The sequence below is a fragment of the Synechococcus sp. MW101C3 genome, assembly GCF_002252635.1.
Classification (GTDB): Bacteria; Cyanobacteriota; Cyanobacteriia; order PCC-6307; family Cyanobiaceae; genus MW101C3.
Map to the genome: position 1 here is coordinate 1 of NZ_NQKX01000007.1, position 11508 is coordinate 11508.

General features: G+C 68.1%; 10 protein-coding genes. 7 read left to right on the top strand and 3 right to left on the bottom strand.

The annotated features are described in order from the left end of the window. Positions 1–15: 15 nt before the first annotated feature. Positions 16–1608 carry a bifunctional 3,4-dihydroxy-2-butanone-4-phosphate synthase/GTP cyclohydrolase II gene (gene ribBA / locus CJZ80_RS09705; RefSeq protein WP_233133015.1) on the bottom strand — a complete coding sequence of 531 codons (1593 nt, stop codon included), beginning with the start codon at positions 1606–1608 and terminating at the stop codon, positions 16–18. Between the two features lie 247 nt (positions 1609–1855). On the opposite strand from ribBA, the gene argC reads away from it, so the two are divergent. Continuing rightward, positions 1856–2932: an N-acetyl-gamma-glutamyl-phosphate reductase gene (gene argC, locus CJZ80_RS09710; protein ID WP_094512828.1), complete on the top strand. Its 1077-nt coding sequence runs from the start codon at positions 1856–1858 to the stop codon at positions 2930–2932. Here argC and purN read toward each other — a convergent pair. Continuing rightward, positions 2923–3588 carry a phosphoribosylglycinamide formyltransferase gene (gene purN / locus CJZ80_RS09715; RefSeq protein WP_094513006.1) on the bottom strand — a complete coding sequence of 222 codons (666 nt, stop codon included), beginning with the start codon at positions 3586–3588 and terminating at the stop codon, positions 2923–2925. The genes argC and purN overlap by 10 nt on opposite strands. 7 nt (positions 3589–3595) lie before the next feature. On the opposite strand from purN, the gene CJZ80_RS09720 reads away from it, so the two are divergent. The 3 genes from CJZ80_RS09720 to CJZ80_RS09730 are packed head-to-tail and all read left to right on the top strand — an operon-like array spanning position 3596 to position 6608. Further along, positions 3596–3937: a DUF1257 domain-containing protein gene (locus tag CJZ80_RS09720; RefSeq protein WP_094512829.1), complete on the top strand. Its 342-nt coding sequence runs from the start codon at positions 3596–3598 to the stop codon at positions 3935–3937. Positions 3938–3951: 14 nt separating this feature from the next. Beyond that, complete coding sequence (locus tag CJZ80_RS09725; protein WP_094513007.1) at positions 3952–5679, top strand: M61 family metallopeptidase; 1728 nt, start codon at positions 3952–3954, stop codon at positions 5677–5679. Continuing rightward, positions 5673–6608, top strand: coding sequence for an N-acetylmuramoyl-L-alanine amidase (locus CJZ80_RS09730; RefSeq protein ID WP_094512830.1), 936 nt, complete (start codon positions 5673–5675; stop codon positions 6606–6608). The genes CJZ80_RS09725 and CJZ80_RS09730 overlap by 7 nt, the downstream gene beginning before the upstream one ends. Positions 6609–6668: 60 nt before the next feature. Here CJZ80_RS09730 and CJZ80_RS09735 read toward each other — a convergent pair whose 3' ends face one another. Further along, positions 6669–7526: a helicase DnaB gene (locus CJZ80_RS09735; protein WP_233132965.1), complete on the bottom strand. Its 858-nt coding sequence runs from the start codon at positions 7524–7526 to the stop codon at positions 6669–6671. Between the two features lie 210 nt (positions 7527–7736). On the opposite strand from CJZ80_RS09735, the gene CJZ80_RS09740 reads away from it, so the two are divergent. The 3 genes from CJZ80_RS09740 to fghA all read left to right on the top strand — a co-directional run bounded on the left by CJZ80_RS09740 (position 7737) and on the right by fghA (position 11483). Continuing rightward, complete coding sequence (locus tag CJZ80_RS09740) at positions 7737–9338, top strand: glucose-6-phosphate isomerase (protein WP_094512831.1); 1602 nt, start codon at positions 7737–7739, stop codon at positions 9336–9338. A gap of 47 nt (positions 9339–9385) precedes the next feature. Beyond that, positions 9386–10504, top strand: a complete 1119-nt coding sequence (locus CJZ80_RS09745; protein WP_094512832.1) for an S-(hydroxymethyl)glutathione dehydrogenase/class III alcohol dehydrogenase — start codon at positions 9386–9388, stop codon at positions 10502–10504. A 124-nt stretch (positions 10505–10628) separates the two neighbouring features. Beyond that, positions 10629–11483, top strand: coding sequence for an S-formylglutathione hydrolase (gene fghA, locus CJZ80_RS09750; RefSeq protein WP_094512833.1), 855 nt, complete (start codon positions 10629–10631; stop codon positions 11481–11483). The last annotated feature ends 25 nt before the right edge of the window (positions 11484–11508 follow it).

Here is an 11508-nt window from a genome sequence, read left to right on the forward strand (position 1 = left end):
CCCCGCCAGCCCAGCTCACTGCCAGCGCAGCAGCGAGCCGGGCTGGCGGGGCAGGGTGGGCCCGTCCTGGCGCAACTCCAGCAGCGGCCGCAGCTCCGGCTCCAGCGTGGCGCTGGGGTGGCTGCTCCGCTGGGCATCGGGGGTGAGCAGCAGGGTGATCGCCCTGCAGCCAGGCCATTCCGCCAGCAGGCCGAGCAAGGCCGTGAGATCGCCGCGACCGAGGGCGTGGCCGTCGGTGGAAGCCAGCAGCAGCGCGAGCTCCGGTTGCTGGAGCAGAGCCAGCAGCCGGGGATGCTCCTCCCGCCGCAGATCGAGGCTGCGCTGCTGGGCCCAGGCACGCAGCTGGGGCCAGTGCTCCGCTTCGGTGCGGGCGGGATCGTTGCCGCTGCCTTGCCAGGCCAGCACCGCGGTGAGGCCGAGGCTGGTGGGGTGGGGGGGCTCCAGGCCGGGGGGCTGCATCAGCAGATGCCCCAGCTTCAGGCGCTTGGTGCTCAGGTAGGCGGCGTTGTGCAGGCCCGCGTCCATCTCCAGCGGCACGCGGTCGTCGACCTGGAGGCCATAGCCTCCCAGCCCGGCGATCTTGCGGGGGTTGTTGGTGATCAGCCGCAGCCGCTTCACCCCCAGATCGCTGAGGATCTGGGCGCCTACGCCGTAATTGCGCAGATCGGCGGGGAAACCCAGGCGCTCGTTGGCCTCCACGGTGTCGAGGCCACCATCCTGCAGGCTGTAGGCCTTGAGCTTGTTGATCAGGCCGATGCCGCGCCCTTCCTGGCGCAGATACACCACGATGCCTTCGCCGGCCTCTTCGATCATGCGCAGAGCGGCTTCCAGCTGGGGGCGGCAATCACAGCGCAGGGAACCGAAGGCATCCCCGGTGAGGCATTCCGAGTGCACCCGCACCAGCACCGACCCGGTGGCCCGTTCCGGGTGTCCCTTCACGATCGCCACGTGTTCACTGCCGTCGTGTTCGTTGCAATAGCCGATCGCGCGGAAGGTACCGAAGGCGCTGGGCATCATGGCTTCCGCCTGACGCCGCACGAACCGTTCGGTGGTGAGGCGATAGCTGATCAGATCGGCGATGCTGATCAGCCGCAATCCGTGCTGGCGGGCATACGTCTGCAGTTGCGGCAGCCGGGCCATCGAGCCGTCGGGATTCTGGATCTCACAGATCACGCCGGCGGGATACAGCCCAGCCAGACGTGAAAGATCCACCGCCGCCTCGGTGTGGCCGGCACGCTTGAGCACGCCGCCACGCTTGGCCCGCAGCGGAAAGATATGGCCGGGCCGGCGCAGATCGTGGGGACGGCTCTGGGGATGGATCGCCACCTGGATGGTGCGGGCCCGATCGTCGGCAGAGATGCCGGTGGACACGCCGTTCTCGGGGCCCGCGTCCACGCTCACGGTGAAGGCGGTCTGATTGCTGTCGGTGTTGCGATCCACCATCAGCGGCAGTTCCAGCGCATCGAGGCGCTCCCCTTCCATCGCCAGGCAGATCAGGCCCCGGGCTTCGGTGGCCATGAAGTTGATCTGTTCCGGCGTGGCGAACTGGGCCGCGCAGATCAGATCGCCTTCGTTTTCACGGTTTTCGTCATCCACTACCACCACCATCTCGCCGTTGCGAATGGCCGCCAAGGCATCCGCTACGGGATCAAACCGGATGGCCGCTTCTGCAGCATCGACGCCTCCCACCTGCGCCGCTGGCGATGACGCCTCAACGCTGCCGCGATCGTGGAGTGGGTCGGAACGGAGAGCCAGGGGACGTGGACCATCAACCTTCATTCTCCACCAGCACACCTGCGCACCGTGAAGAGATCGCTGGACGACCAGTACGCTTTCCCCTCCCAATTGCTACCGCATGGCTCCTACAGAACCAGCCCGGCGCGTGGCCGTGATCGGCGCCAGTGGCTATGGCGGTCTGCAGAGCCTGCGGCTGCTGCATGACCATCCCCACCTGGAGGTGACCTTTCTGGGTGGAGAACGCAGTGCCGGCAAGCGCTGGAATGCGATCACGCCGTTTCTGCCGCTGGCCAGGGATCTGGTGGTGCGCGTGCCTGAACCCGACGCCATCGCCGCGGAGGCCGACCTGGCGGTGCTCAGCCTGCCGAACGGCCTGGCCTCGCGTCTCGTGCCCGATCTGCTGGCGCGCGGGGTGAAGGTGGTGGATCTCTCCGCTGACTACCGCTACCGCTCGTTGAACCAGTGGAAAAGTGTGTATGCAGCGGAAGCCCAGGAGCATCCCCGCCACGACGACGCCCTGTGCGAAGAAGCGGTGTACGGCCTGGTGGAGTGGGAGCGGGAGGCGATCGCCGCTGCCCGGCTGGTGGCGGCCCCCGGCTGTTTCCCCACGGCCAGCCTGCTGGCGCTGATGCCGTTTCTCAGCCAGGGCCTGATTGAAACCAGCGGGATCATCATCGACGCCAAGACCGGCACCTCCGGCGGGGGCAGGGCCGCCAAGGAGAACCTGCTGCTGGCCGAGGCCGGCGAGGCGGTGGCGCCCTACGGCGTGGTGGGCCATCGCCACACCAGTGAGATCGAGGAATCAGCCAGCCGCGCGGCCGGTCTACCGATCCGGCTGCAGTTCACCCCCCACCTGATGCCGATGGTGCGCGGGCTGCTGGCCACCGTCTACGGCCGCCTGCGAGATCCCGGCCTCACCGCCGCCGACTGCACCACCCTGCTGCAGGCCGCCTACCGCCAGAGCCCCTGCGTGGAGGTGCTGCCGGTGGGCACCTACCCCTCCACCAAGTGGGTGCGGCAGACCAACCGGGCCCTGCTGTCGGTGCAGGTGGATGCGCGAACCAGCCAGCTGATCGTGATGTGCGCCATCGACAATCTGGTGAAGGGCCAGGCCGGACAGGGCGTTCAGTGCCTCAACCTGCTGGCGGGGCTGCCCGCCTGCACCGGCCTGCCGCTGCTGCCCTTCTACCCCTGAGCCTGCGCCAGCCGCTCAGCGGCCAGTGCCACCGCCAGCGGCAGGATCCGATGCTCCTGCTGCTGGATGCGGGCCGCCAGGCGGGCATGGTCATCGCCGGGGCACACCGGCACGGCAGCCTGGGCCAGGATCGGACCCCCATCCACTTCGGCGGTCACCAGGTGGGCGCTGCAGCCCGCCAGGGTCACCCCTGCCGCCAGCGCCTGGCCGATCGCGTCGACACCGCGGAAACTGGGCAGCAAGGACGGGTGGATGTTCACCAGGCGCTGCGGAAAGGCCTCGATCAGCACGGGGGTGACGATCCGCATCCAGCCGGCCATCACCACCAGATCCACCTGTGCCTGCCCAAAGGCTTCGATCAGGGCGCCATCGAGCGCCTCCCGACTGCTGAAGCGACGGTGATCGAGCAGACGCCAGGAAATGCCCAGCCGCTCGGCCCGCTCGATGGCCCCGCAGCCCGGCTGGTTCACCACCAGCAACTCCACGCTGGCGTTGAGGTCGCCGTGGCGGCCACTGGCCACCAGCGCCTCGAAGTTCGAGCCGTGGCCTGAGGCCATCACTCCCAGCCGCAGCGGAGGATGCGCCGCCGGCCAGGGCTGTGACAACGGCCACTGGATGCCGGCATTCACGTCGCTATGGTCTGCCGCAGCAGGCATCGGGTTCATGTCCCACCTTTCCATCCTGCCAACGGTCGTGAGCGATCTCGATCACTTGGTCGCCACCCTTGAGGAACTCGGTGCGAGCCCTCAAATCGATGGTGTGCTGCAGGGCTTCAACGACGAGCAGATGCCGGTGGCTGTGAAGGTGCGCATGGATGGCGCTGCACTCGGCTGGCAGCGCCAGCGTGATGGCTCCCTGGCCGTGGTGGGGGATCTGCAACGGCTGAGCCGCTCCCTTGATGTGCAGCGTTTCCTGGCGGCGGTCACCCGCAGCTACGCCGCCCGCGTCGCCCTGGCCCAGGCGATGCGCGAGCTGCCCCAGGCTCACGTCCATCTCGCCGCCTGACGCCCTTGGATCCGGTGGAGCTCACGCTGGATCTGACGGCGTCTCGCCAGCATCTGATCCGCTGTCGGCTTCGCTTCACCCCCATCCACCAGGCCCTGGAGCTGCACCTGCCGGTGTGGACGCCGGGCTCCTACCTGCAGCGCGATTACGTGCGCCAGCTGCAGAACCTGGAGCTGGTACAAGCGGGAGCCGTGGTGCCGCTGGTGCGGCGCGAGCCGTCTGTGTGGACCGCCCAGCTCAAACCGCTCCTTCCGGTGGAGGTGAACTACGGCGCCATGGCCACCGAACTCACGGTGCGCACCTGCCACCTCGACGACGACCACGCCTGCCTGACCCTGGCCGCCCTGGCCCTGCAGGTGAACGGCGCACGCTGGACGCCGCACCACCTGCACCTGCTGCTGCCAGAGGGCTGGGAGCCGTTCGTGCCGCTGCCCTGTCTGGACGGACCGACCGAACACCGCTGGATCGCAGCCAGCTTCGACCAGCTGGTGGACACCCCGGTGGAGGCAGGCCCGCACCGCTGGCATGGGTTCGAAGTGCACGGGGTGCCGCACCGCTGGGTGTGCTGGTCGGCGGTGGGGGGAGACCCCAATCCGCTGCTGGAGCGCTACCCACAACTGCTCGACGACGTGGCGGGGGTGTGCTCCGCCTGCTGCCGGCTGATGGGTGAACCGGCTCCGGCCGCTGCTGACTACCTGTTTGTGCTGCACCTGCTGGAGCGGGGCTTCGGCGGCCTCGAGCACGACAACGCCACCGTGCTGCAGTACGGCCTGGAGGAGCTGGCCAAGCCCGGCGGCTACCGCAGGTTTCTCCAACTGGTGGGCCATGAATACCTGCACCAATGGAACGTGCGGCGACTGCGGCCAGCGGAGCTCACCCCGATCGACTACGACCGCCCGATGGTCGTTCCCACCCTCTGGTTCGCCGAGGGGGTGACCAGCTACTACGACCAGTTTCTGCCGCGGCTCGCCGGCATCGGCACCGACGCCGACCTGTGGGACGACCTGGGCGCTGAGCTCAGCCGCTACCTGCTCACTCCCGGCCGCCTGCTCGGCCAGACCCTGCGCCAAAGCAGCCAGGAAGCCTGGGTGAAGCTCTACCGGCAGGACGCCTACAGCGGAGACAATCAGATCAGTTACTACCTCAAAGGTGCCGTCGTGGCCCTGGTGCTGGATCTGCAGCTGCGCCGGGCCGGTTCGTCCCTGGCCGCCGTGCTGCGCGCGCTCTGGCAGACGCACGGCCGCTGGCGGCGGGGCTACAGCGAAGCCGATCTGATCGAGGCTTTTGCCGCCCAGCTGCCCGAACTTCGCAAGCAACTGCCGGCCTGGCTGGAGGGGCAGGAGGACCCGCCCCTGCACGAGGCGCTGCACAGCGTGGGCCTGGTGCTGGTGCCGCACAAGGACACCGCTCCCTTCACCGGCCTGGCCTGCAGCACGTCCAATTCGAGCCTGAGCGTTCAGAAGGTGGCGCGCCACAGCCCGGCGGAAGCGGCGGGCCTGTGCGTGGCGGACGAGCTGATAGCCCTGGATGGCTGGCGGCTGCACACGCCCAGCGATCTCACGCACCGGTGGCAGGAAGGCCGCAGCCACAGCCTCACGATCGGGCGGCACGGCAGGCTGCGTTGTCTTTCTGTGCAGCCCGCAGCGCCGGCGGTTCAGAGTTGGAGACTGCAGCCGGATCCCGACGGCCCGGCGGCGGCCTTGGCCCTGCGCACGCAATGGTTGCAGTTGGTTCCATGCTGAACCACGTCCGCGGACTGGTGGTGCGCGCCCGCCAGCTGGCGCCGGAGCGGGGCGGGGCGGTGGCGCTGGCTGCTGTAGCCGTGCTGGGCCTCGGTGGCCTGGGCTGGCTGGGGCGCGAGATCTCCGCCAGCAACCCCTCCGACGCCAGCCCCTCCCTGCTGGAGCTGCTCGAGCAGGTAGGGGCCCCCCGTTCCGGGTCCTCGGCCCCGGCCGCCACGCCGTCGCTCAATGCCCGCCCAGCCCCCACGCCACCGGCCCACGACCGCTGGGTGAGCCCTCTGAAGCGCCAATGCACGGCCGATCCGGCGCTGAGCCGTCGCCTGGAGGCGAAGGTGGCCGCACTGCCGCTGGAGATGGAGCGCCTCACCATCGATCCCACCAACTACGGCAGCCGCTTCCGCAGCGATGCGTTCGGCAATCCGGTGGACCCCACACCTCGCGTGGTGGTGCTGCACGAAACGGTCTACGGCATGCAATCGGCGGTGCAGACCTTCCTTACCCCCCACCCCCGCGACGAAGACCAGGTGAGCTACCACCTGATGATCGGGGAGAACGGGCAGGTGGTGCAGGCGCTAGATCCTGCTTATCGTGCTTTCGGCGCTGGCAACTCCGCCTTCAACGGCCAGTGGGTGATGACCAACCCGGATGTTGGGGGGTCGGTGAACAACTTCGCCCTGCACCTGAGCCTGGAAACACCGCTTGATGGTGAGGATGCCGACGCGGAGCACAGTGGCTACAGCAACGCCCAGTACGACGCCTTGGCGGTGGTGCTGACCGACTGGATGCGCCGTTTCGGCATCGCTCCCCAGAACATCACCACCCACCGGTATGTGGATCTGGGGGGTGAACGGGCAGATCCCCGCAGCTTCAGATGGTCGGAACTGCAGACGCGTCTCGCAGCCCTCGGCATGCTTTGCAAGTCCGGCTGACGGAGGCCTACCTGGCGTTACGAACAGCTCTGGGACCGACGCTCCAATCGCGTCTGCGCCTCAAATCAGCGGAGAAAACTGTGGCTTGCGCTCGCCGTAGATGAGCGCGTGGAGAGCGGGATCCTGCATGTAGCTCAGGATGCGGGCGGGGTAATCCAGCTTGCCGTTGTGGAGGTAGGCCAGGGTGGCGAGCGCCTTGGCATCGCGGGGACCAGCGCTGGCTTGCAGGAGGCGGTCGGTGGGGAATCCCAGCAGGGTGGAGAGGCGATGAAACTTGCCCACCAGCAGCTGCACATTCCGCTCGGGGACCAGCAGCTCACGCCGGGCGGCAGCCCGTTCCTCGGGGCTGGCATCGGCAGGCAGCAAGCCCTGATGCACGAACTCATCGACCCCCAGCTGGGCAGGCCCGTGGGTCTTGAAGAGGCCGGAATCGGCCGCCATCGGCAGATCTTCACCGGGTTTCGCCCGCTGAATCTCGTCGAAAAGCACGGCGGCAACGAGCATCGGGTTCACGCCGAGCCGACGTGACTCGCTCACGATCACCGGCCTCAGCTCCTCAATGCGGCTGACCGTGTGGGCACGCAGCGGGGTGAGCTGATCCAGGCCGTGGGTGAGCAACTGGGCCAGCTTCGGCTGGGGACCATGCACGCCGAAACGGCGCTGCAGCTCACGCAGCTCTTCAGGGGTGAAATCGACCGGATTCGCCCGCAGACCCTGCATCGCCAGCTTGGCGGGTTTGCCGCTGCGGGCATTGAGACTGGTGCTGAGGGCAGCTTCGTGCAGCTTGAGCAACGAGGCAGCATCGGGGTGGCGAACGGTGGCCACCTGGGCATTGATCAGGCCGAGGGCGAGGACCCAGCTGGAGGCTCGCAGCAACGCCGGTGTGCGAAGGGAGCCAAGCGGAATGCGTAGCTTCAAGGCGGCCTTCAAACCGGGTTTTGGAGTCAATTGTTAAATAAACTCTACCGTCGTCCACTGGCTGCTCCCGCACCTTGGGCCGTTTGTGTGGCCGTCCATACAATTACGCCGCTTGCGTGTTCCGGCTCACGGCGATGGGCTGTGTCACGGTTCAGAGGGCGATTCCACCGATAGGTTCATCGCCAGAACCTGTCACTTCCACCAGGGCGCATGACCACGTTTCCAGACTTCAAGCCGCAGCCTTCGGCGGAACAGTGGCAACGGTTCTGTTCGCTGCTCTGGCACCACGAAGGGCTGGGGATGTGGCTGGATGTGAGCCGTATGGCAGTGGGGCCTCAACATTTCGAGGAGCTGGCCCCCGCCTTCACCTCCGCGTTCGCGGCCATGGCCGCGCTGGAGGCCGGAGCCATCGCGAACCCGGATGAAGGACGCCAGGTGGGTCACTACTGGCTGCGGGCGCCGCAGCTGGCGCCCGAGCCAGGAATCGGCGCCCACGTCCGCCAGGAGATCGACGGCATTGAAGCCTTCGCCCAGCAGGTGCTCTCCGGTGAGATCCAGCCGCCGGGCCTGGCGCCCTTCACCGATGTGCTGTGGATCGGCATCGGCGGTTCCGGCCTCGGCCCGCTGCTGATCCTGCGGGCGTTGCAGCAGCAGGGTCAGGGCCTGCCCTTTCACTTCTTCGACAACGTCGATCCGCAGGGATTCAGCCGCACCCTGGCCGGCCTCGGCGAGCGGCTGCGCACCACCTTGATGGTGGTGGTGAGTAAATCGGGCGGCACGCCGGAGCCGCGGCTTGGCATGGAGCAGGCGCGGGCCCGGCTGGAAGCGCTGGGCGGCAGCTGGGCCGATCAGGCGGTGGCGGTCACGATGGCGGGCAGCCAGCTCGACCGGCTGGCAGTGGAGGAGCGCTGGCTCCGCCGTTTCGACATGTTCGATTGGGTGGGCGGCCGCACCAGCATCACCAGCGCCGTGGGCTTGCTGCCGGCCGCATTGATCCAGGCAGATCTGCGCGGCTTCCTGGCCGGCGCCGCTGAGATGGATGAGGCCACCCGGGTGCCCGAGCTCACCGCCAACCCGGCAGCATTGATGGCTGCGGCCTGGTATGTGGCGGGCAACGGCAAGGGCCACCGCGACATGGTGGTGCTGCCCTACCGCGACCGCCTCGAGGTGTTCAGCCGCTACCTGCAGCAGCTGGTGATGGAGTCGCTGGGGAAACGGCTCGACCGCAACGGTGAACCCGCCTACCAGGGCATCGCCGTCTACGGCAACAAGGGATCCACCGACCAGCACGCCTACGTCCAGCAGCTCCGCGACGGCATCGACAACTTCTTCGTCACCTTCATCGAGGTGCTGGAAGATCCCACCGATGTGCCGCCGTTGCACGGGGAACATCCCGGTGACTACCTGGACGGCTTCTTGCAGGGCACCCGCGCTGCCCTGTCTGAAGGCGGGCGGCAGAGCATCACGCTCAGCATGCGGCGCTTCGATGCCCGCCTGCTGGGCGCCCTGGTGGCGCTGTTCGAACGCGCTGTGGGGCTCTATGCGGAGCTTGTGAACATCAACGCCTACGACCAGCCGGGCGTGGAGGCGGGCAAGAAGGCGGCCGCCGTGATCCTGGATCTGCAGAGCCGGCTGGAAGCACTGCTGGCCGATGGCGAACCCCACGATCTGGCCAGCCTTCAGGGGCAGCTCAGCATCGACAGCCCCGAGCCCCTGTTCTGGATCCTGCGCCACCTCTGCGGCAATCCCCGCGGCTATGTGGCCAGCGGCGATTGGGGCACGCCCTCCTCCCTGGTGTTTCGCCGCTCCTGAGCCGGAGCCCCTGGGGGCAGGATGGGGCTGGTTTCGGGGGGCAGTCCATGATCCGTTCACGTGCGGCGGTGGCCTGGGCGGCCGGTCAGCCCCTGGAGATCACCACGATCGACGTGGCACCGCCACGAGCTGGAGAGGTGCTGGTGCGGATCGTGGCCACAGGCGTGTGCCACACCGATGCCTTCACCCTCTCCGGCAGCGATCCGGAAGGGATTTTTCCCGCCGTGCTTGGCCACGAAGGCGCCGGTGTGGTGGAGGCCGTGGGGCCGGAGGTGAGCTCTCTGGCGGTGGGGGATCACGTGATTCCGCTTTATACGCCGGAATGCCGCAGCTGCAGCTTCTGCCTGTCCGGCAAGACCAACCTCTGCCAGGCGATCCGCGGCACCCAGGGACGGGGCCTGATGCCCGATGGCACCAGCCGCTTCTCCAAGGACGGCCAGACCATTCATCACTACATGGGCACCTCCACGTTCTCGGAATACACGGTGGTACCGGAAATCGCCCTGGCGACAATCAACCGCGACGCCCCGCTCGACAAGGTGTGCCTGCTGGGCTGCGGTGTCACCACCGGCATCGGCGCAGTGCTGAACACCGCCAAGGTGGAGGCGGGCAGCACGGTGGCCGTGTTCGGCCTCGGTGGCATCGGTCTGGCGGTGGTGATCGGCGCGGTGATGGCCGGAGCAGCGCGGATCATCGGCATCGACACCAATCCCGACAAGTTCGCGATCGCCCGCCAGCTCGGTGCCACCGAGTGCATCAATCCGAAAGACAGCACCACCCCGATCGAGCAGGTGGTGATCGAGCGCACCGATGGAGGCGTGGATTATTCCTTCGAGTGCATCGGCAACGTGGCGGTGATGCGCGCCGCCCTTGAGTGCTGCCACAAGGGCTGGGGTGAATCCACGATCATCGGTGTGGCCGGCGCCGGCCAGGAGATCTCCACCCGTCCGTTCCAGCTGGTGACCGGCAGGGTATGGCGGGGGTCGGCCTTCGGCGGCGTGCGCGGCCGCACGGAATTGCCCGGCTACGTGGAGCGTTACCAGAGGGGCGAGATCCCGCTTGACACCTTCATCACCCACACCATGGGGCTGGATCGCATCAACGAAGCCTTCGATCTGATGCACGCCGGAGCCAGCATCCGCACGGTGATTGATTTCGCCGGTTGAACCTGGGGGCACACCGCGCCACCCCGATTGACGGCCGCTCTGGCCTCAGCACAGGCGTTCCGGCATCGTCACTGGCCATCGGCAGCCCAGCACCGATCCGTCCCCTTCTGCGGCGTTTTCGTCCATGAGCGACTCCCTTCTCGAAGCCATCAGTGAAAGCCGGTGCTTCGGTGGCGCACAACGCCGCTACCGCCATCGCTCCAGCGTGCTGGGGTGCAGCATGCATGTGTCGGTGTTTCTGCCCCCGCAGGCGCTCGCCGGCGCCCGGGTGCCGGCCCTCTACTGGCTCTCGGGGCTCACCTGCACCGACGAGACCATGGTGCAGAAGGCGGGCGCGCAGCGGCTGGCAGCCGCCCTTGGCCTGGCCCTGGTGGCCCCGGACACCAGCCCCCGGGGGGAGGGCGTGCCCGATGACCCCGACGGCGCCTGGGATTTCGGCCTGGGGGCAGGCTTCTACCTGAATGCCAGCGAAGCCCCCTGGGCCACCCACTACCGCATGCACGACTACGTGGTGGCGGAGCTGCCCGCCCTGCTGGAGAGCGCCCTGCCGCTCAACGAGCGGCGCGGGGTGAGCGGCCATTCGATGGGCGGCCACGGGGCCCTGATCTGCGCCCTGCGCAACCCGGGCCGCTATCGCTCGGTGTCGGCGTTCGCGCCGATCGCCCAGCCCAGCACCTGCCCCTGGGGGGAGAAAGCCTTCAGCCGCTACCTGGGCCCTGAGCGTGGCAGCTGGGCCGCCTGGGAGGCCTGCAGCCTGATCGCCCAGGCCAGCGAGCGCTTGCCGATCCTGGTGGATCAGGGCAGCGCCGACCCGTTCCTCGACCAGCAGCTGAAGCCCGATCAGCTGCGCAGCGCCGCTGCCGCCGCCGGCCACCCACTGGAGCTGCGGCTACAGCCCGGCTACGACCACAGCTACTTCTTCATCGCCAGCTTCATCGACGACCACCTGCGCCACCACGCCGCCGCCCTGCTGGCCTGAACCGGCCATGGGGCAAGGGCGCAGG

What these genes read in the sequence shown, in the direction of transcription:
- ribBA (WP_233133015.1), bottom strand. Translation starts at nt 1,608, where the DNA reads ATGGTGGTGGTAGTGGATGACGAAAACCGTGAAAACGAAGGCGATCTG.
- argC (WP_094512828.1), top strand. Translation starts at nt 1,856, where the DNA reads ATGGCTCCTACAGAACCAGCCCGGCGCGTGGCCGTGATCGGCGCCAGT.
- purN (WP_094513006.1), bottom strand. Translation starts at nt 3,588, where the DNA reads ATGCCTGCTGCGGCAGACCATAGCGACGTGAATGCCGGCATCCAGTGG.
- CJZ80_RS09720 (WP_094512829.1), top strand. Translation starts at nt 3,596, where the DNA reads ATGTCCCACCTTTCCATCCTGCCAACGGTCGTGAGCGATCTCGATCAC.
- CJZ80_RS09730 (WP_094512830.1), top strand. Translation starts at nt 5,673, where the DNA reads ATGCTGAACCACGTCCGCGGACTGGTGGTGCGCGCCCGCCAGCTGGCG.
- CJZ80_RS09740 (WP_094512831.1), top strand. Translation starts at nt 7,737, where the DNA reads ATGACCACGTTTCCAGACTTCAAGCCGCAGCCTTCGGCGGAACAGTGG.
- CJZ80_RS09745 (WP_094512832.1), top strand. Translation starts at nt 9,386, where the DNA reads ATGATCCGTTCACGTGCGGCGGTGGCCTGGGCGGCCGGTCAGCCCCTG.
- fghA (WP_094512833.1), top strand. Translation starts at nt 10,629, where the DNA reads ATGAGCGACTCCCTTCTCGAAGCCATCAGTGAAAGCCGGTGCTTCGGT.